We start from the raw sequence: 17,979 nt of genomic DNA, 5'->3' as shown, positions 1-17,979 counted from the left end.
ACTATTCCACTCATTTTCAAATCCGAGGAGCCGTCCCATGTTTGATAGCAGAGAACACGCCGACTTGCGCCAGAGCGTCGCCAAGTTCGTCGACCAGGAAATCAACTCCCACGTCAGCGAGTGGGAAGCGGCCAAGATATTCCCCGCCCGTGAACTGTTCAGGAAGCTGGGCGCCCTGGGCCTGCTGGGCATCACCAAGCCGGTGGAATTTGGCGGCATGGGGCTGGACTACAGCTATGCCATCGCCTTTGCCGAGGAACTGGGCCGCATCGACTGCGGCGGTGTGCCGATGGCGATCGGCGTGCAGACCGACATGGCCACGCCGGCCCTGGCCCGCTTTGGCTCGGACGAGCTGCGGCGCGAGTTCCTGGCGCCGTCCATCGCGGGTGAGCTGGTGGCGTCCATCGGCGTGAGCGAACCGGGCGCCGGTTCGGACGTGTCGGGCGTGAAGACGACGGCCCGCAAGGATGGCGGCGACTACATCATCAACGGCACCAAGATGTGGATCACCAATGGCATGCAGTCGGACTGGATCTGCCTGCTGGCCAATACGTCGGACGGCGCGCCGCACAAGAACAAGTCGCTGATCGTGGTGCCCATGAACACGCCGGGCGTGCAGCGGGCCAAGAAGATCGACAAGCTGGGCATGTGGTCGTCCGACACGGCGCAGCTGTTTTTCGACGAGGTGCGCGTGCCGCAGCGCTACCTGATCGGCCAGGAAGGCGCCGGTTTCCAGATGCAGATGCAGCAGTTCCAGGAAGAGCGCATGTTCGGCGCCGCCATGTGCGTCAAGGGCCTGGAAAAGCTGGTGCAGACCACCATCGAATACACCCGCGAGCGCAAGGCCTTCGGCGCCGCGCTGCTCGACAACCAGGTGATCCACTTCCGCCTGGGCGAGCTGCAAACGGAGATCGAGGCGTTGCGGGCCCTGATCTACCGCACCGGCACGCTGTACCACGCCAACCCGGACAGCCTGGAAGTGGTCAAGCTGGCTTCCATGTGCAAGCTGAAGGCCGGCCGCCTGTCGCGCGAAGTGACGGATGCCTGCCTGCAGTACTGGGGCGGCATGGGCTATACGTGGGAATCGCTGCCGGCGCGCCTGTACCGCGATTATCGCCTGACCTCCATCGGCGGCGGCGCGGACGAAGTCATGCTGGGCATTATCGCCAAGCTGATGGGCACCTTGCCGGGCAAGCGCGGAGCCTGACATGGCCATCATCGAATCGCAGCTCGACACGCAGTCGGAGAGCTACGCGCGCCAGCGCGAGGACATGCTGGCGGCGCTGGCCGAAGTACGCGCCGTGGAGGACATGGTACGCGCCACCGAGGCGGCGCGCCAGCCGCAGTTCCACCAGCGCGGCCAGCTGACGCCGCGCGAGCGCATCAACCTGATGCTCGACCGCGGTTCGCCCTTCCTGGAAATCGCCTCGCTGGCGGGCTTCCGCCAGCACGACGACAAGGACGGCTCGCTTGCCGGCGGCAATACCATCTGCGGCATCGGTTATGTGGGCGGGGCGCGGGTGATGCTGTCGGCATCGAACAGCGCCATCAAAGGCGGCACCGTGACGCCGTGGGGCATGCGCAAGACGCTGCGGATGCAGGAGATCGCGCTGGAGCAGAAGCTGCCGCTGGTTTCGATGATCGAATCGGGTGGCGCCAACCTGATGTACCAGGCTGAGATATTCACGGACGGCGGGCGCATTTTCGCCAACATGGCCCGCATGTCGGCGGCCGGCATTCCGCAGATCACGGTGGTGCACGGTTCCAGTACGGCTGGCGGCGCCTACATGCCGGGCCTGTCGGACTATGTGGTCATGGTGCGCAAGCGCGCCAAGGTGTTCCTGGCCGGGCCGCCGCTGCTGCTGGCCGCAACGGGCGAAGTGGCCAAGGACGAGGATTTGGGCGGCGCCGAAATGCACTGCCAGGTGGCCGGCACCAGCGAATTCCTGGCCGAGGACGACGCGGACGCGATCCGCATCGCGCGCGACATCGTGCGCAGCCTGGACTGGAACAAGGGGCGGCCCGTCGTGCCGGCGTCGGAAGTGCGCCCACCTCTGTACGATACGGAAGAACTGTGCGGGCTGGTGCCTGTCGATTACCGCAAGCCCTACGATTGCCGCGAGGTGATCGCGCGGCTGGTGGACGGCAGTGACTTCCTCGACTTCAAGAACGAATACGACACCCACACCGTGTGCGGGCGCGCCACCATCCATGGCATGGCGGTCGGCATCATCGGCAACAACGGTCCCATCACGGCGCATGGCGCGGCCAAGGCTGGCCAGTTCATGCAGCTGTGCGACCAGGCGGGCATGCCACTGGTGTTCCTGATGAATACGACCGGCTTCATGGTCGGCAGCGAAAGCGAGCAGGGTGGCATCGTCAAACACGGCTCGAAGATGATACAGGCGGTGGCCAATATCCGCGTGCCGCGCATTACGGTGGTGATAGGTGCTTCGTTCGGCGCGGGCAATTACGGCATGTCCGGGCGCGGCTTCGATCCCGACTTCATTTTCGCCTGGCCCAACGCGCGCACGGCCGTCATGGGCGGCGAGCAGGCTGCCAAGGTGCTGTCCATCGTCACCCGCGATAAGTGGCTGAAGGAAGGGCGGGCAGTATCGGAGGCCGAGGAGGCGCAGCTGGCCAAGATGGAGATGGGCGTGGTGCGCCAGTTCGAGGCCGAGTCGCACAGCCTGGCCGGCACGGCGCGGCTGTACGACGATGGCTTGATCGATCCGCGCGACACGCGCCGGGTGCTCGCCTACACGCTCTCCATCTGCCGCGAGGCTGAGCAGCGTCCGCTGCAGGCCAGCAGTTTTGGCGTGGCCCGTTTCTAGGAGCAATCCGTGCAAAATCAAGATATGCCCGTGCTGCTGGTTCGCCGCGAAGGGGCTGTGCTGCACCTGACGATCAACCGTCCGGAGGCGCGTAATGCCATGAACGCGCGATTGCTGGAAGAACTGATTGCCGCCTTTGAGGCCGTTGCCGCCTGCGGCGAGGTGCGGGCCGTGGTGCTGCGCGGGAGCGGCGGCAATTTCTGCGCCGGCGGCGACGTGAAGGATTTCGCCCGCATCCGCCGACAGGAAGCACCTCCGGGAACGGATCCGGTGGCCGCCTTCAACCGCCGTTTTGGCACGCTGCTGGAGCTGGCGAATGGCGTGCCGCAGGCCGTCATTGTCGCCGCCGAGGGTGCGGTGCTGGGTGGTGGCTTCGGCCTGGCCTGCGTGGCCGATGTGACGATCGCCCGCAACGACGCCAGTTTCGGCATGCCGGAAACGAGCCTGGGCGTGATTCCGGCGCAGATCGCGCCGTTTGTCGTGCAGCGTATCGGCCTGTCGCAGGCGCGCCGGCTGGGCGTGTGCGGCGGGCGCTTCGATGGTGCGGAGGCTTGTCGTCTGGGGCTGGCGCACTACGTCGAGGATAGCGAGGCGGCGCTTGATGCCCGCGTGACGGAAGTGCTGGCGCAGGTGATGCGCTGTGCGCCAGGCGCGAACGCCGTCACCAAGCAGATCATGTTGGCCGTCGGCGGCGAACCGCTGGGACAAGTGCTGGACCGGGCGGCCACGCTGTTCTCGGCAGCCTTGTGCGGACCGGAAGCGGCCGAGGGGACGCAGGCGTTCATGGAAAAGCGATTGCCCCAGTGGGCATTGGCCGGCATCGACAATAACGAAGAGACTGGTAAAACACATGTTCGATAAAGTCCTCATTGCCAACCGCGGCGAGATCGCCCTGCGCGTGATCCGCGCCTGCAAGAAGCTTGGCTATGCGACCGTAGCCGTCTATTCCGAGGCGGATCGCGATGCCTTGCACGTCGCGCAGGCCGATGAAGCGGTGGCGATAGGCCCGGCGCCTGCCGCGCAGTCCTATCTGGCGATCGACAAGCTGGTACGGGCGGCGTTGGATACCGGTTGCGGCGCCATCCACCCCGGCTATGGCTTCCTGTCCGAGAGCGCCGCGTTCGCGCGCGCCGTGCAGGAAGCGGGGCTGGTGTTTATCGGCCCCGATCCGGAAGCCATTTCCGCAATGGGCAACAAGAGCAACGCCAAGGCATTGATGCTGGAAGCGGGCGTACCGTGCGTGCCCGGCTACCAGGGCAGCGATCAGGGCGACGCGCACCTGGCCGCCCAGGCGCTGAAGATTGGCCTGCCGGTGATGGTCAAGGCGGCGGCCGGTGGCGGCGGACGCGGCATGCGACTGGTGCATGAGGAGGCGCAACTGGCCGCCGCCATCGCATCGGCACGCAGCGAAGCGGCCAATGCCTTTGGCGATGGCCAACTGCTGATCGAAAAGGCCGTGCTCAATGCGCGCCACGTTGAGATACAGGTGTTCGGCGACCGGCACGGTAATATCGTCCACATCGGCGAGCGCGATTGTTCGGTACAGCGGCGGCATCAGAAGGTGGTGGAGGAATGCCCCAGCCCGGCCGTGGATGACGTGCTGCGCATGCGCATGGGCGCCGCCGCCATCGCCGCCGCCCGCGCGGTGCGCTACGTCGGCGCGGGCACGGTGGAATTCATGCTGGCCGAGGATGGGCAGTTCTATTTCCTGGAGATGAATACGCGGCTGCAGGTAGAGCATCCCGTCACCGAGATCGTCTATGACCTGGACCTGGTCGAGTGGCAGCTGCGTGTGGCGCAGGGAGAAGCTTTGCCGCTGGCGCAGGACATGATACTGGCGCGGCGCAGCGGTTGGGCCATCGAGGTACGTTTGTGCACGGAAGATCCGGCGCGCGGCTTTCTGCCTCAGACGGGGCCTTTGCTGGCGTGGCGTCCGCCGTCCGGGCCGCGGATGCGCGTCGACCATGGCTTGCGCGAGGGCGGCGTTATCGCGCCGAACTACGATTCCATGCAGGCCAAGCTGATCGCGAGCGGCTCCGACCGGGAACAGGCGCGCCGCACGCTGCTGCAGATGCTGGACGGGACGGTGCTGCTGGGTGTGGCGAGCAATCGCGATTTCCTGCGCCAGGTGGTGGCCCATCCGGCATTCGCGTCCGGCCGGTTCTCGACAGGTTTCATTGGCGAGCATTTCCCGGCTGGCCCGCTGGCCGCTGCGCTGGCTGGCGACAGCATGCATCGCGCCCTGGCCGCGTTGCTGTTCTACCGGCAGGATGCCGATGCGCTGGCCCACAGCGCGGGACTGGATACGGAGCTGTTGGAGTGGCAAAGTTCCGCCCCCGCAACGGCGACGGTACGGCTCAAGTGCGGCGACGAGGTCATCGCAAGCAGCGTGCGGCCCTGCGGTGGAGGGCATTACGAGGTGCGGTTGCCGGATGGCGCAGTCATGCTGGAGCTGGAAAGCCTGGCTCCGGAGGTGCGCTATGTCCACGACGGCGTGGCGCAGTCTGCGGACGTGGCCAGGGCCGGCGCCACGTTATGGCTCAGCTGCCGTGGCGCGACGCTGGCGTACGAAGACGTGACGCTGGCGCCAGCTGCCCGCAAAGACGCCGCCAGCGATGGCCGCGTGTTGGCGCCGATGGATGGCAAGATCATATCCGTGCTGGTGGAGGCGGGAAGCGCCGTGGCCAAGGGCCAGCCGCTGGCCGTGCTGGAGGCGATGAAGATGGAGTTTTCCGTGACCAGCCAGACGGACGGCGTGGTCAATGCGCTGGCCTGCCAGGTCGGGCAGCAGGTCAGGGCGCGCCAGTTGCTGATGACGGTGGAATCCAGCCCCGTTGGCGCGCCATCCGCCTGATAGCCAGTCCCTGCGTAGCGCACGCACACGCTGCGCAGGTGTAGCGCACGCAAACGCCGCGCAGGTGTATCGCACGCGTACGTCAGCGCGTGCGCAGGCCGCGTAGCGCAACGGCCATTCAGGCTGCTGGCGCGTACTGTTCTACGGCTTCCAGCACCGCATCGCGCAGCCGGAGGATGACGGGGCTGGGATCGGCCTCGCTGAACAAGAGGTCCAGTCCCACCTTGGGCAGGGCGGGCAGGGCGGCTTCATCCAGCGTCCGCAGCCGGCTGGGCAAGCCCACTTCCGTGCGTACGGTCACGCCCAATCCAGCCGCAACCGCCGCCCATACGCCGCCCAGACTGGGGCTGGTGAAGGCGACGCGCCATGCGATGCCGGCCCGGTCCAGCGCATTGGTGGCTGCCGTGCGCATCATGCAGGGCGCATCGAACAGCACCAGCGGCACCGGCTCCGGGCCTGCGATAAGCGAAAGCGGATCGCTGTCTTGCGCCCCAATCCAGCGCATGGCCGTCTCGCCCACGATTTCCGCGTGGGGCCGGGCCGCGCCCGCGTTCCAGGCCAGCGCCAGATCGAGCCGGCCGGCCGTCACCTGGTCCACCAGCTCCGCGTTGCGCGCCACGCGCGCCTCTATCCTCAGCTTGGGGTGGGCGCGGGCGAAGCGGCCCAGCACCTCGGTCAGTATGTGCTCGCCAAAATCCTCCTGCATGCCCAGCCGGATGCTGCCGGCCAGGTCCACCCCGCGCACGGCCGTTGCCGCCTCGTCGTTCAACTCCAGCAGGCGGCGCGCATAGCCGAGCAATGATTCGCCGGCCGCCGTCGTCGCCATGCCGCGTCCCGCCTTGCGCAGCACGGGAGTGCCCAGCTGCTCCTCCAGTTTCTTGAGCTGGGCGCTGACGGCCGAGGTGGAGCGGCCCAGCCGGTCGGCGGCCTTGGCAAAGCTGCCCAGGTCTACGCCGGTGACAAAGCTGCGCAATATGTCGAGGTCGAAGGTGATTCTACGCATGATCGTCCCGATTTGTGGGATTGTCGGTTTAAATATTCCTGATTTTCTGAACCAAGATAGTGGCGTATCTTGTCCCTGTCAATGCATTTTATGGGAGCCAGGAAGATGACGACGGGGTCTACTGCAGGAAAACAAAGCATGGGCGCCATCGCCCCCAAGCTGGCCGAACTGACCGACAGGGTGCTGTTCGACGACGTCTGGCAGCGTCCCGGCCTGTCGCCACGCGACCGCAGCATGGTGACGGTGGCGGCGCTGGTGGCCATGTACCGCATCGAACAGATCCCGTTTCACCTGAAGCGGGCATTGGAAAATGGCGTGACGCACGACGAGCTGGTGGAACTGATCACCCATCTGGCGTTTTATTCCGGCTGGCCGACGGCAGCATCGGCCATCAACCTGCTGAAGCAAATTAACTGAGGGAGCACATCATGCCTATGAGCCGCATATCGCTATTGAAGGGTAAATCGCCGGAATACCTGCGGGCCGTTTCGGACAGCCTGCATCAGGCGCTGGTGGACACGTTCGGCGTACCGGCGGACGACCGTTTCCAGGTCATCCACCAGCACGAACCATATGAAATGAGCTTTGATCGCCACTACATGGGCGGTCCCCGGTCGGACGACTACATGCTGATCTGCGTGACGGCGGGCCGCGCCCGCAGCGGCGCCGTCAAGCAGGCGTTCTATCAGCGGCTGGTCAGCCTGCTGGCCGAGTCGCCGGGCGTGCGGCCGCAGGATGTCATGGTGGTCATCAGCACCACCCAGGCCGACGACTGGTCGTTCGCCGGCGGCGAGCTGTACGCGCCCGGCGCGGCATGGCAGAACGCGATGGCGGAGGCCCAGCCATGATGGCGATGCAATACAGCTTCGTGCTGCCGGCCGACTACGACATGGAAATCATCCGCCAGCGCATCGCCAGCAAGGGCCACATGCTGGACGAGTTTCCGGGGCTGACGTTCAAGGCCTATCTCAGCGCCGACCGCAATGGCGGCGCGACGGCCGAGAACCTGTATGCGCCGTTCTATTTGTGGCGCGAGCCCGAGGCGATGCATGCCTTCGTCAACGGCCCCGGTTTCGCCGGCGTGGCACAGGCCTTCGGCTGGCCATCGATCAAGACGTGGACGGTGTGGCACAGCTGGCTGGCGGACGATGTGGCGCAGGCGCGGCACGCGCGCCGGATCGTCAAGCCGATCGCGCCATATACGGTGCTGGCGGCATTAAGGGAACAGGAAGAGGCGGCAGCCCAGGCACTGCGCCAGCGCGGCGCGCTGGCGGTGGTGGTCGGGTTTGAACCAGGCAGCTGGTCGCTGGTGCAGTTCTCGCTGTGGCGCAATGGCGTCGAAGACACGCCGCAATCGCACGAGCAGCGTTACGAAGTGGGCCACATGTCGGTGCCGGGTAACCGAGAGCGGTAATACGCAATCCGCGGCAACGAATATCGGGGGAAAATGCCAAATTTCGAAAGTCGTGACGGAAAATGGGGAGAAAATGGGGACGTACCCCTTTTTCTCCCTTTTTCTCCTCCCTTACGGGAAATGGGGACGTACCCCTTTTTCGAATATTGCTCAATTGTCATTTCAGTCTAGCACGCCCGTCGGGCAATGGGGCCAGTGGGGAGTGCCAACATTCCGACACAGGCTCTGCCGCAGTACAACTTTAAGGCTAAGCTCGTGTCGGAATGTTGGCGCTGCCCCCGTTGCACTCGTCGCAAAAAATACGGCGGCGATGTCAAAAACCCATGTTATTCTCATGGCGAGACCACGGGACCGGACCGAAACACCGTCATGGCGAACCATCCTTCCTTCCTTTCTACTTTGGCGGCGCTGGCCTGGCTGCTGACGGGCAGCTGCGCGGCCTGGGCCGCCCCGGCCGCCAGCCTGGCGCTGGCCGAGCAGCCCGTACGCGTGATCCGCGCGGCCGATGTGTACCAGGCCGTCAACGGCACCCCGCTGCAGCAGGACGACATCGTCGAAACAGGCGCCGGCGGGGCGCAGATCGAACTGGACGGCGGTGCCATCGTCGCACTCGGTCCGCAAACAAAGCTTTACCTGACCACGCTGGGAGCCGCATCCAAAGGCACCTTCGAGCTGGCGTTGCTGCAGGGCTGGGTCAAGGTGCAGACGGCCGCCAGCCGCGCCACCGTCGCCGGTGAAGCGTTGCAGGCCAGCGTGGGCGGCGGTGCCGCCGTCGTGTTCAGCCGGCCGGGACGCGACGCCCTGTTTGCCGACTCCGGCGAACAGCTGGCCGCCGCCGTGACAGGGCAGGGCAAGGCCGGCGCCATGCAGAAGGTGGCCGCCGAAAGCTATGTGCAGGCCGATGCCGGCAAGCCCCTGCTCATGCTGCCCCGGGCCGATCCGCGGTTCCTGCACGATATGCCACCCCCATTCCGCGACCGCCTGGCCCCGGTGCCGCAGCCGGCCAAGCCGGTCAAGCCGGCCGCGCAGCGCCAGCGTGCCGTCGATTTCGCCGACGTCGAAGCGTGGCTGCGCTGCGGCCTGGGCGTGCGCAAGCGCTTTGTCGCCCGCTTCCGCGAGCGGCTGCAGGATCCGCAGTTCCGCCGCCAGCTCGATCAGGCACTGGGCCATGGCAGCGAATGGCAACCGGTGCTGCACCCTGTGGTCAAGCGCGTGCCTTCACCGTAGCGCCGGCGCCACACCGTTCATTCCCCTTCTCCCAGGAGCACACATGAAATTGTCCATCGCAAGCAAGTTCAATCTGGTGTTCGTGACTATCTTCGCCGTCGGCTTCGTGGCCGCCGGTTTCATCGCCGACGGACTGCTCAAGCAGAGCGCGCGCGAGGAGACGCTGCAGAACGCCCGCTTGCTGCTTGAGGCGGCCAAGAGCGTGCGCGGCTACACGGCCGGCCAGATCGCGCCGCTGCTGGCCAACCAGATGAAATACGAGTTCCATCCGCAGTCGGTGCCCTCGTATTCCGCGGTGGAGAACATGAACGTGATCCTCAAGGCCTATCCCGATTTCTCCTACAAGGAGGCGACGCTGAACCCGACCAATCTGCGCGACAAGGCCACCGACTGGGAAGTGGACATCGTACAGAAGCTGCGCAAGTCGCCGGACCTGAAGGAGTACTCGGGCGAACGCGAGACGGCCACCGGCCGCAACCTGTATATTGCGCGGCCGCTGCAGATCAAGGGCGAGGCTTGCCTCCAATGTCACAGCACGGCCGCCAACGCGCCCAAGACCATGGTCGATATCTACGGGCCGAACAACGGCTTTGCGTGGCAACTCAACGAAATCGTCGGCGCCCAGGTCATTTCGGTCCCGATGGCCGTGCCGCTGCAGCGGGCCAGTGCCATCTTCCGCACCTTCATGCTGTCGCTGCTGGGCGTGTTCGTGGTGGTGCTGATTGCGCTGAACGTGATGGTCCATCTGCTCGTCACGCGGCGCATCACCCACCTGGCGCAGGTGGCCGACCAGGTCAGCCTGGGCAAGTTCGAGGCCGAGGAGTTCGACGTGAAGGGCGGCGATGAACTGAGCGCGCTGGCGCAGTCGTTCACGCGCATGCGCACCAGCCTGGCCAGCGCCTTGAAAATGCTCGATGAATAAGCAGCCAGGTATCCGATGATTGACAAGATAGGCAAGTATCGTATCGACGGCACGCTGGGCAAGGGTGCCATGGGCGTGGTGTATCGGGCGTATGACGACAATATCGCCCGCGTGGTGGCGCTCAAGACCATACGCAAGGAGTTGCTGGACGGCCGCTCCGGGGAAGAGCTGGTGGCGCGCTTTCGCAACGAGGCGCAGGCGTCCGGCCGGCTGGTCCATCCCAATATCGTGGCGGTGTACGACTACGGCGAAAGCGATGGCGTGACCTACATCGCCATGGAGTACGTGGAGGGCCGGCCGCTCAACGACTTCCTGGTGGCCGATGCGCCGATGGATTTAAGCGCGTGCATTTCCTGCATGACGCAGCTCCTGGGCGCGCTCGACTACGCGCATGCGCGCGGGGTGGTGCACCGCGATATCAAGCCGGCCAACATACTCGTCACGGCCGCCGCCCAGATCAAGGTGACCGATTTCGGCGTGGCCAAGATCGAGTCGTCCACGCTGACCCAGGTGGGCGATGTGATCGGCACGCCCAGCTACATGTCGCCCGAGCAGTTTCGCGGCGAGCGGGTAGATGGCCGCTCCGACATTTTCGCCGCCGGCGTCCTGCTGTACCAGATGCTGACCGGGGTGCGTCCGTTCACGGGCGCGCCGTCGGTGGTAATGCACCAGATCCTGCATACCATGCCCACCCCGCCCAGCGAGCTGCAACCCGGCCTGAATCCGGCGTTTGACGCGGTGCTGATGCGGGCCCTGGCCAAGCGGGTGGAGGACCGTCTGCCGACGGCGCGCGCCTTCCTCACGGCGCTCACCGAAGCCCATCTGCAGCAGACGGGCGGCGTGCCCCTGGGCGAGGAGGACAACGAGCGCACCGTGCTGGCGTTCAGCCGCCCTGCGCCACGTCCGGCCGCTCCCCAGCACGGCACTGGGGCGCCGCAGCACAGCTCTGCCGCCTCCGGCAGTGGCGCGGGCGCCAGCGTCGGACATACGGCCTCACTGTCGGCATCGGCGCCGCAGTGGCTGGTGGCGGTGGCGCCGGAACTGCAACTGGCATTGTCGATGCAGGTCGGGCCGATGGCCAAGCTGCTGCTCAAGAAGGAGTCGCACGATGCGCCCGACCTCGATGCGCTGTGCCGGCGCCTGCTCACCCATATCACGACCGAACCGGGGCGCCTGGCCTTCCTGGCCAGCGTCAAGGCGATCAAACAGAAGCTGGGACTGAATACGGCCAGCGGGACGGCGTTGGGGCAAAGCAGTGCCGGTCTGTCGCCGTCGCAGCTGAGCAGGATCGCCAGCGGCGGGACGGCGCTGCAGCTCAGTGCCGAAGTCATGGCGGCAGCGGAGCAGAAACTGACGCCCTACATCGGCCCCATCGCCAAGGTACTGGTCAAGCGTTATGCCAAGGTGACGGGCGATGTGGCGGAATTTCATCGCATGCTGGCGGAGCAGTTGCCGAATGAGCAGGATCGGGCCAAGTTCCTCAAGGAGATGGGCGCCTGAGATTCGGATCGCACCGTCCCATGGCCGGTCTGGTAAAAATGTGACGAACTGCTATGCTTGCTCCTTTTTTAAGGAAAAGCGATGACCAGTTCACCCGTCAGCAACCTGCCCGGCATTCGTGCCGCGTTACTTGCGAGCATGCTCTTGCTGACCTCTCTGTGCGGCGTGGCACAGGCCGACGGGATGCCGTCTTATATCGGTCGTCATGGAAGTTCTTCGGACGACACCCGGGCGATTGAAAAGGTGGTTGAAGACTTTAGATTGGCCATCAAGACGAGAAATCCGAAGCTACTGTCCACGCTCGTCCTCAATTCCGCGATCCTATTTGATACGCCGGCGCCGCCGGATGCCATCGCCAAAGTGCGGGAAACGTCCGATGTGACGTTCAATGGCATACGCTCCAGTGGCTATCGCGATTTCGCCACTTTCCTCGGCACGACAAAGAACGAGATCGAGGAAAAATTCTATAACGTTAAGATTACGCAAGACAATAGCGTGGCCTGGGTGATGTTTGATTACGAATTTTTGATCAACGGCAAGGCGCAGAATTACGGGGTCGAGACCTGGCAGATGATGAAAGTGCCGGAAGGGGGATGGAAAATCGTCAGTGTCGTCTGGACAATGAACCGCGCGCCTGAGTGACCGGCGCCGGATGGTACAGGCGTGCGCGGACGAAAACGCCACGCCGTATCATCGTGCATTTGGCAACGGATTGATTCACATCAATAAAACATCGCTAGCACATCGTTACCATGGATGCCTTGATCTCCAACAAAGCAGGTAAGCATCATGCGTGACGACGCTGCAAAAATAGAACGTATCATTGCCAACTCGTCGCTGTATCGCATGCTGACGCCGCGCCAGATCGAACGCATCGCCGAGCACACCAGTCCGCTGCGCGCGGTGCCCAACGTGACGGTGATCCAGCAGGGCGATCCGGCGCTGGGCACATATTGGATCGTGTATGGGCAGGTGCATATTGCCGTGAACAGCAAGCAGGGCGGGGTGAAGATGCTGGCCATCCTCGGTGCCAACAAATGCTTCGGCCTGGGCGAAATGGTGATGAACCAGCCGCACCAGACCTGTGTCACGACCACGGCCGACACCATGCTGCTCCATACCGAACGCGAGGTCATTCTTGACATCGCCGATGAAAATCCCGCCTTTGCGCGCGAAGTGATGACCTGCCTGGGCCGCCAGTTCTGCGGCCTGGTGCGCGATATCGGCAGCTACGCGCTCAACGCCCATCAACGGCTGGCCGACTATCTGCTGCGCCAGGGCGGCGAACGGGTGCCCAATGCCGAAATCGCGCTGGTGGCGAACAAGGGCGTGATCGCCGCGCGCCTGAGCCTGACGCCGGAGACGCTGTCGCGCGTGTTCCGCGATTTCAGCAAGGACGGCATCATCCAGGTCAACAATCGCCGCATCACCGTGCTCGACTGGCCGCGCATGGAAGCCATGCTGGCTTGACGTGCGGCCCGGCCAAGGTCGCGCGCGACGCCTGCTCCGCCCATTCAGGTGGCTGACGCTGCCGGCGTCCAGGCCGCCTGGCCGGATGCAGAGCGGCACAGGCCGGTCATCGCCTGCACCAGTTCGTCGTAGCGGTGGTGCAGCATCTTGTCGACCAAGGGGAACAGCATGCCTTCTTCCTTCAGGTTGTGTTGCTGGGTGGTCAGGCGGAAGGTGTCGGCATGGTCGGAAAACTCGATCAGGTCGCGGTGAATGATGGCGGCCATCATGCGATGGAGGATTTCGCGCAGCAGCTGATGTTCGGCCCGCATGATCCTTGTGGGGCCGCTGTCGTTGCCCAGTGCCTGTTCGAAGGCGGGGTAGACGACGGATTCCTCCATGTCGATGTGCAATTGCATTGCTTCAGCAAACTCAGGGAACCGCAGCGCGGCCTGCGCCCAGTCGCGCGCAGCCACGCAGTTGACGACGTCGACATACAGGCTGTCGCAGCGGGCATGATCGTGTTCGAGAAATTGGCTGACTTTGTTCATTTTTCTTGGCGCTCCTGTCTACGATGCGACTGAATTGTGCTCCCTATCTATCTGGCAATTCCTTAACCTACGGCAAGGAATTTGAAGTTAGCCATTGGCCGGGCGGGATTGGCGCCGGGTTCGCTTTTCGATAGCGCCATCCGGCCGGGCATGGCCGGGGCGCAGCCCAGGTGAGAATGTGCGCATTTTGCAAATTAGCAAGATGGTATGCTGCATATCTCGGGCATTTGCCCATACCGTAAATTTAGAACCACGTGCGCCAAGCTATCCGGGATGAACTGTCGTCGATTGTGCCGCTCGATGCGCTGGAACGAAGTCAGATTGCCGATGCCCTTGCCTGGATTGATTCCGGGGTGGAACTGTGCCGCCTGGCTAAACCGGCAACGCCACCTCGACATCTGGTGTCTTATTTCGTCGTTGTCGATGATGACCATGTCCTGCTCGTAGACCACAGGAATGCCCAGCGCTGGCTACTGCCTGGCGGGCATGTGGAGGAGAGCGAGCATCCGCGCGCTACGGTATTGCGCGAGTTGCAGGAGGAATTGGGGATCGTGGCAACCCATCCCATAGCCGCGCCGCTTATGCTGACCGTGACGACGACGGTGGGACTTACGGCTGGCCATACTGACGTCTCGCTCTGGTACGTGGTACGTGCGGATAGGACGGCATTGATGCAATTTGATGAAGAAGAATTTCTGTCGATACGGTGGTTTCGCTTCGATGAGGTGCCGTTCGAACGTGCTGAACCACACTTGAAACGGTTTATTGGAAAATTAAGTTCTTGATTTCGGCTTGCAGGCTCGAATGGGCCGGGCCTAGCCGCTTTGTCGATGAGCTTTTACTGAAAATAGGAGTTTTTTATGCGTCACCTAATTACCGCCGGATTAATTATTGCAACACTTGTAGCGTACTACCTTGGGCTTAAATTCGGAGCGGGTGTCCTCTTCCTTGTCGGGGCGGTATTTGAAATAATATCTGCTAAACGTCTTCGCAATCGTTAGGCGTGTTAATACTTGACTGAAAACGGCGAAAGCTGCCATTCGCGCGGAGGTATAAGTTCTACTCAGACTGCTTGGTGCACCCTATCAGAAACCCGCATTTTTCACTTGGCGAAATACTGTATGCAAATAAAGTCTATTCTTACTCTAGCGTTGTTAGCGATTTCAACAGTATCCTCTGCCGGAGAAATACAGTTTCTTCCAAAAGAAACTGGATTTCCAAATTTAGAATATTCGGCCAAAGAACTGTCGAGCACAGATTTAACATCAAGTCTTGAAATGCCAGGGTTTGCAACCCGAAGTGCTGAAGCTTCCCGGTGGATGATGTGCGTTTACACGAATATTGCGTTAATGCGTCATAAAAAATATTGGACTGCTGTTTATCCTCGAAACGGGGATACGGTACTTGTAGGGTTCCCTGACTCAGACAGTGTCGATGAATTGGGGAAGTTGGGACCAGAGTTCAAGGGAGACCATGGGCTCAACGTGATTGTTCCTGTAGAGAAAATGCTCTATTTTTGCGTGCACTCGGGTTACAAATTCAAGTATGCGTCTTCCATCAATTAGTACCGCAATTAAGGCTGTTTTCGGCTAATAGCAGCCACTGTGCGAAACGATGCAAAAATGCGAAGTCCTAAGTTCTGCTTCTACTTTCTGGGCCTGGTATTTCTTTATGGCAGTGCAAATGCGCTCTGTTTGGATGGTCGTGCTCTTTCTGTACAGGAAGAGGCCAAGAGCAGCGCCGCCGTCATCACTGGAATTTTGGAGCAGGAACGTATTCTGTCTGAAGACAACGTCGACCCAGATGGCGTGACGACGGTCCTTTACACGATCAAAGTGGTCAGCTACCTGAAAGGGACAGCGAAGAATGTTGTGAACGTCCGTTCAGAAAATACGTCTTCTCGCTTCCCGTTGGGTGCAAAGGTAGAGTACATTCTTTTTTTGAAACCGGATAGGGACGACTTCTTCATTGACAATTGTGGAAATTCGGGAGTTCTGTCTACGCATGGAAATGTCGCTGCTGAAGTTCAGCAATTGTCGTCCAGTGCAGTAAAATAATCTTTTCGTTGAATGTATGTACTGGCCGCGACCGGCCGGCAGCGGATTTTACGTTAAAAAAATTCAATTGAAGGTAGGTTATTTGACGTCACTAAGTATGCAATTGGATTGTCACGAAATGCAGGACTTTTTGCATCGCTCATTGGGCCGTTTTTTTGTCGCGTTCGCTAGCATTGAGCTCAACTTGTCCCTGCGTGTCGGAGGTACAGGGAAGTTTCAAGACAAGCTAGAGCGCTTCGTTGAAGCTGCCACCGTTCAGCAAGGTGAGCATGACGGGCAATATTGCGAGCTAATTGCATGGTACATGGCTGCGGATTCGATGCGGGAAGTCCGGAATCGATTCGCGCATGGACGCTGGGGATTTCTTGTCCACGAACAAAGTGTCGTACATGTTTTGGGTTATCCTCCCGCCGCCCAAGACGAACGATACTACTCACTGTCTCAGCTTGATTCGATAGTGCTTGATGCTGAGTTGCTAAATGTGGAAATATGCAAGCTCAAGTGATAGCGGCCGACATCGGCCAAAACCGGACTGCCACATGCTGCGGCAGGTAATTTAATTATTGGACGGCTTTGTAGATGAAGGTTCCATGCTCCGATTGCGGAGTTCTCATTTTGCAGGAAACTGCCGACCGAAACGGTGGACTCTGTTTGCCTTGCCGATCAGGCACGCGGTCACGAATCGAAGCATCAAAGGCTGCCGCAAAGCGGGAGCGTGAATTGGACGCTACTGATCCCACTCGCATCTATTGGCGCAAGCTGGTTGATATGGTTTTTAAGGCACCAGACGGTCTAATCTCTTTGTCTGAAGTTGAGCGGCAATACTGGGCCGTTGGTTGCCTGTCAGGCGAGGTGTATAACGGTGGATTCGAGCAATATTTTCACAATAGCTCAGGCTCCACCTACAACGACGCCCTGAAAGGATTGGAAGCAATGGGAGCACAGGCCAGCTTAATTTTGCTGCAAAAAGCAAAGCAAGTCGTTTTTGGATTCCAAGCTGTCCCTGAAGATACCGGCGTGCGAAGGAGCATGCTAACCCCTATGGAAGATGAGTCCCACCAACGGCGCCTTAATGAATTAGACAAACAATTTTGGGCAGACCCCGACAGCCTGGCGGAGTTGAGTCAGGATTTCGCGGTCCGTCATGATTTACTACAGGTAGACTCTTAACAGCGCTCAGCCGAAAACGGCCACTTGCAGACATTCAAAAAAGGTTATCGTTGAGTATGCATGAACTCATTAGAAACGTCTCTAAGGGAAAACAGTTCGCATTAGAAGGCGAGGTCTATCTCGAGCTATTCGATAGATACGTCGGATTCGTTGTCGAGGACACGGCCACAGTTGAGTATGTTGTTCGTTGTGCAGAATACTTTAACTCAATGGAAGACAGCCTTATCGACGCTCTCTGCGAAGCCTGTATTCGTTATTGCAACGGCTTTCTCGAGGAGGTGGGCGAAGGCCCAAGAACCTTCAAATCGCCGCGTACCATATTGAACTCTGTCTCTCCAAGCGTCCTGATTGTTCCAAATCTCGAAGACCTTGATAAACCGGTCATCCACATGGAGCTGAATTGCGACTGGGAAGTCGAACATGGGATGGAGTGGGTGATTCGGGATAACAAAGTTTTGTACGTAGGAAGCTTCACTGGAGAAGACCCGTGGGCAGAATTCTTGGAAAAGGATAGTTGGAACTACGCGTGACTCGAATTCCAGCGAGCCAAGCTGCTGAAGCCGGCCAGCAGCAGGCGTTCAAATATGCGCAGGGTTATTTTTAGATGGCACGATACAGCACACAATTTCTTTCCCAGCTCCTTGACCAGCAAGACTATGCAGCGCTGGTAGACCTTCAGGGGATAGCAATGGGATGGAGCGGCTTCGATAAGGGGCATCCGACTTTCGGATGGCCGCAACCTATCTTCGTGGTTTTTGAGTCGCTTACATGGCTAGCCCAAGCTGACCGCTCGGGCGTGTGGACATACTACGAAGCGACGCCAGTCGGTCGCCTCGAATGCGCGGCGGCCACCCTCGACTATCTCAATGCCTTAGAGTTACGGCGAAACTATGTCTACGGAAAAGATAACTGGCGGGACCTCCCCCTCTGTCAAAATAGTTGTCGCCTCCAGCAATTGGAGTTCTAATCCGCCCAGGGGCGATGGATTTGACGATGAC

Annotated in this window: 20 protein-coding genes; 18 read left to right on the top strand and 2 right to left on the bottom strand. The window is 61.3% G+C overall.

Annotation, left to right across the window (positions count from 1 at the left end; all coding sequences use genetic code 11):
- Positions 1-37 precede the first annotated feature (37 nt).
- The 4 genes from AC3WOS_RS17020 to AC3WOS_RS17005 are packed head-to-tail and all read left to right on the top strand — an operon-like array spanning position 38 to position 5,688.
- Complete coding sequence (locus AC3WOS_RS17020; protein ID WP_492717208.1) at positions 38-1,207, top strand: acyl-CoA dehydrogenase family protein; 1,170 nt, start codon at positions 38-40, stop codon at positions 1,205-1,207.
- Position 1,208: 1 nt separating this feature from the next.
- Positions 1,209-2,834 (top strand): acyl-CoA carboxylase subunit beta, encoded by a 1,626-nt coding sequence (locus tag AC3WOS_RS17015; protein ID WP_492717207.1) that lies wholly within the window; start codon positions 1,209-1,211, stop codon positions 2,832-2,834.
- A 24-nt stretch (positions 2,835-2,858) separates the two neighbouring features.
- Complete coding sequence (locus tag AC3WOS_RS17010) at positions 2,859-3,695, top strand: enoyl-CoA hydratase/isomerase family protein (RefSeq protein ID WP_492717206.1); 837 nt, start codon at positions 2,859-2,861, stop codon at positions 3,693-3,695.
- On the top strand, positions 3,685-5,688 hold the full coding sequence (locus tag AC3WOS_RS17005) for an ATP-binding protein (RefSeq protein WP_492717205.1): 2,004 nt from the start codon (positions 3,685-3,687) through the stop codon (positions 5,686-5,688). The genes AC3WOS_RS17010 and AC3WOS_RS17005 overlap by 11 nt, the downstream gene beginning before the upstream one ends.
- A 118-nt stretch (positions 5,689-5,806) precedes the next feature.
- Here the strand turns inward: AC3WOS_RS17005 and AC3WOS_RS17000 are convergent, their stop codons facing one another.
- Entirely contained in the window at positions 5,807-6,691 is an 885-nt protein-coding gene (locus AC3WOS_RS17000; RefSeq protein ID WP_492717204.1) for a LysR substrate-binding domain-containing protein, read from the bottom strand.
- Positions 6,692-6,796: 105 nt separating this feature from the next.
- On the opposite strand from AC3WOS_RS17000, the gene AC3WOS_RS16995 reads away from it, so the two are divergent.
- From AC3WOS_RS16995 to AC3WOS_RS16960, 8 genes are all read left to right on the top strand, one after another.
- Positions 6,797-7,108, top strand: coding sequence for a carboxymuconolactone decarboxylase family protein (locus AC3WOS_RS16995; protein WP_492717203.1), 312 nt, complete (start codon positions 6,797-6,799; stop codon positions 7,106-7,108).
- 17 nt (positions 7,109-7,125) lie between these two features.
- Positions 7,126-7,539 (top strand): tautomerase family protein, encoded by a 414-nt coding sequence (locus AC3WOS_RS16990; protein WP_492717202.1) that lies wholly within the window; start codon positions 7,126-7,128, stop codon positions 7,537-7,539.
- Positions 7,536-8,105, top strand: a complete 570-nt coding sequence (locus AC3WOS_RS16985) for a DUF4865 family protein (RefSeq protein ID WP_492717201.1) — start codon at positions 7,536-7,538, stop codon at positions 8,103-8,105. Before AC3WOS_RS16990 ends, AC3WOS_RS16985 begins: the two co-directional genes overlap by 4 nt.
- A 369-nt stretch (positions 8,106-8,474) precedes the next feature.
- Complete coding sequence (locus AC3WOS_RS16980) at positions 8,475-9,332, top strand: FecR family protein (protein ID WP_492717200.1); 858 nt, start codon at positions 8,475-8,477, stop codon at positions 9,330-9,332.
- A 43-nt stretch (positions 9,333-9,375) separates the two neighbouring features.
- The gene (locus AC3WOS_RS16975) at positions 9,376-10,254 is read left to right on the top strand and encodes a c-type heme family protein (protein ID WP_492717199.1); all 879 of its coding nucleotides are present in this window, start codon (positions 9,376-9,378) and stop codon (positions 10,252-10,254) included.
- A 15-nt stretch (positions 10,255-10,269) separates the two neighbouring features.
- Entirely contained in the window at positions 10,270-11,754 is a 1,485-nt protein-coding gene (locus AC3WOS_RS16970; RefSeq protein ID WP_492717198.1) for a serine/threonine-protein kinase, read from the top strand.
- 81 nt (positions 11,755-11,835) lie between these two features.
- On the top strand, positions 11,836-12,396 hold the full coding sequence (locus AC3WOS_RS16965; protein WP_492717197.1) for a YybH family protein: 561 nt from the start codon (positions 11,836-11,838) through the stop codon (positions 12,394-12,396).
- Between the two features lie 147 nt (positions 12,397-12,543).
- Entirely contained in the window at positions 12,544-13,224 is a 681-nt protein-coding gene (locus tag AC3WOS_RS16960) for a Crp/Fnr family transcriptional regulator (protein WP_492717196.1), read from the top strand.
- Positions 13,225-13,268: 44 nt separating this feature from the next.
- On the opposite strand, the gene AC3WOS_RS16955 is transcribed toward AC3WOS_RS16960, so the two are convergent.
- On the bottom strand, positions 13,269-13,754 hold the full coding sequence (locus tag AC3WOS_RS16955; RefSeq protein WP_492717195.1) for a hemerythrin domain-containing protein: 486 nt from the start codon (positions 13,752-13,754) through the stop codon (positions 13,269-13,271).
- A 254-nt stretch (positions 13,755-14,008) separates the two neighbouring features.
- On the opposite strand from AC3WOS_RS16955, the gene AC3WOS_RS16950 reads away from it, so the two are divergent.
- The 6 genes from AC3WOS_RS16950 (at position 14,009) to AC3WOS_RS16925 (ending at position 17,511) form a co-directional block, all read left to right on the top strand.
- The gene (locus AC3WOS_RS16950; protein WP_492717194.1) at positions 14,009-14,539 is read left to right on the top strand and encodes an NUDIX hydrolase; all 531 of its coding nucleotides are present in this window, start codon (positions 14,009-14,011) and stop codon (positions 14,537-14,539) included.
- 336 nt (positions 14,540-14,875) lie between these two features.
- The gene (locus tag AC3WOS_RS16945) at positions 14,876-15,319 is read left to right on the top strand and encodes a hypothetical protein (RefSeq protein WP_492717193.1); all 444 of its coding nucleotides are present in this window, start codon (positions 14,876-14,878) and stop codon (positions 15,317-15,319) included.
- A 57-nt stretch (positions 15,320-15,376) separates the two neighbouring features.
- Positions 15,377-15,811, top strand: coding sequence for a hypothetical protein (locus tag AC3WOS_RS16940; protein WP_492717192.1), 435 nt, complete (start codon positions 15,377-15,379; stop codon positions 15,809-15,811).
- 67 nt (positions 15,812-15,878) lie between these two features.
- Entirely contained in the window at positions 15,879-16,316 is a 438-nt protein-coding gene (locus AC3WOS_RS16935) for a hypothetical protein (protein ID WP_492717191.1), read from the top strand.
- 215 nt (positions 16,317-16,531) lie between these two features.
- Positions 16,532-16,981 (top strand): DMP19 family protein, encoded by a 450-nt coding sequence (locus AC3WOS_RS16930; RefSeq protein ID WP_492717190.1) that lies wholly within the window; start codon positions 16,532-16,534, stop codon positions 16,979-16,981.
- Positions 16,982-17,037: 56 nt separating this feature from the next.
- A complete protein-coding gene (locus tag AC3WOS_RS16925) occupies positions 17,038-17,511 on the top strand; it encodes a DUF6985 domain-containing protein (RefSeq protein WP_492717189.1) in 474 nt (157 codons plus the stop codon).
- The last annotated feature ends 468 nt before the right edge of the window (positions 17,512-17,979 follow it).

This window comes from Rugamonas sp. FW305-51, assembly GCF_058786935.1.
Note: the sequence above shows the minus strand (reverse complement) of the source record. Positions and strands in the feature narration are given on the sequence as shown.

Bases quoted from the DNA above. Each gene is read 5' to 3' on its own strand.
- AC3WOS_RS17020 (WP_492717208.1), top strand. From the start codon at position 38: ATGTTTGATAGCAGAGAACACGCCGACTTGCGCCAGAGCGTCGCCAAG.
- AC3WOS_RS17015 (WP_492717207.1), top strand. From the start codon at position 1,209: ATGGCCATCATCGAATCGCAGCTCGACACGCAGTCGGAGAGCTACGCG.
- AC3WOS_RS17010 (WP_492717206.1), top strand. From the start codon at position 2,859: ATGCCCGTGCTGCTGGTTCGCCGCGAAGGGGCTGTGCTGCACCTGACG.
- AC3WOS_RS17005 (WP_492717205.1), top strand. From the start codon at position 3,685: ATGTTCGATAAAGTCCTCATTGCCAACCGCGGCGAGATCGCCCTGCGC.
- AC3WOS_RS17000 (WP_492717204.1), bottom strand. From the start codon at position 6,691: ATGCGTAGAATCACCTTCGACCTCGACATATTGCGCAGCTTTGTCACC.
- AC3WOS_RS16995 (WP_492717203.1), top strand. From the start codon at position 6,797: ATGACGACGGGGTCTACTGCAGGAAAACAAAGCATGGGCGCCATCGCC.
- AC3WOS_RS16990 (WP_492717202.1), top strand. From the start codon at position 7,126: ATGAGCCGCATATCGCTATTGAAGGGTAAATCGCCGGAATACCTGCGG.
- AC3WOS_RS16985 (WP_492717201.1), top strand. From the start codon at position 7,536: ATGATGGCGATGCAATACAGCTTCGTGCTGCCGGCCGACTACGACATG.
- AC3WOS_RS16980 (WP_492717200.1), top strand. From the start codon at position 8,475: ATGGCGAACCATCCTTCCTTCCTTTCTACTTTGGCGGCGCTGGCCTGG.
- AC3WOS_RS16975 (WP_492717199.1), top strand. From the start codon at position 9,376: ATGAAATTGTCCATCGCAAGCAAGTTCAATCTGGTGTTCGTGACTATC.
- AC3WOS_RS16970 (WP_492717198.1), top strand. From the start codon at position 10,270: ATGATTGACAAGATAGGCAAGTATCGTATCGACGGCACGCTGGGCAAG.
- AC3WOS_RS16965 (WP_492717197.1), top strand. From the start codon at position 11,836: ATGACCAGTTCACCCGTCAGCAACCTGCCCGGCATTCGTGCCGCGTTA.
- AC3WOS_RS16960 (WP_492717196.1), top strand. From the start codon at position 12,544: ATGCGTGACGACGCTGCAAAAATAGAACGTATCATTGCCAACTCGTCG.
- AC3WOS_RS16955 (WP_492717195.1), bottom strand. From the start codon at position 13,754: ATGAACAAAGTCAGCCAATTTCTCGAACACGATCATGCCCGCTGCGAC.
- AC3WOS_RS16945 (WP_492717193.1), top strand. From the start codon at position 14,876: ATGCAAATAAAGTCTATTCTTACTCTAGCGTTGTTAGCGATTTCAACA.
- AC3WOS_RS16940 (WP_492717192.1), top strand. From the start codon at position 15,377: ATGCGAAGTCCTAAGTTCTGCTTCTACTTTCTGGGCCTGGTATTTCTT.
- AC3WOS_RS16925 (WP_492717189.1), top strand. From the start codon at position 17,038: ATGCATGAACTCATTAGAAACGTCTCTAAGGGAAAACAGTTCGCATTA.